Here is a 380-nt window from a genome sequence, read left to right as displayed (position 1 = left end):
GCTCTTTTTTTACTTTGTGCACAAATTTATTTTTATTTGCGTTTGCCTTCACGTGAGTTGAATCTGTCATCAACGCACGTCCTCCCACCATACGATGTTCCATCGCTTGACGTACAATTTCATTGAAGATTTCCTCAAAAATATCTGTATGAAGAAAACGAGTACGACGATTCCAACTAATTGTGGAGTGATCTGGAACTGAATCCGATAAAGAAAAACCTAAAAACCAACGGTAAGCAATATTGGTTTTAATTTCTTTCTCTAGTTGGCGTTCAGATCGAATGCCATAAAAATAGCCAACAAACATCATTTTAAATAAAACAATAGGATGAATAGAGGGACGACCGTTGTTTTCACAGTAATACGGACGCAATTTCTCT

General features: G+C 36.6%; 1 protein-coding gene. It reads right to left on the bottom strand.

Annotated elements, in window-relative coordinates; all coding sequences use genetic code 11:
- A partial coding sequence (locus AZF08_RS27205) for a transposase (protein ID WP_235604091.1) occupies positions 1 to 380 on the bottom strand: 380 nt, incomplete at both ends.

This window comes from Bacillus gaemokensis (assembly GCF_001590835.1).
GTDB lineage: Bacteria > Bacillota > Bacilli > Bacillales > Bacillaceae_G > Bacillus_A > Bacillus_A gaemokensis.
Note: the sequence above shows the minus strand (reverse complement) of the source record. Positions and strands in the feature narration are given on the sequence as shown.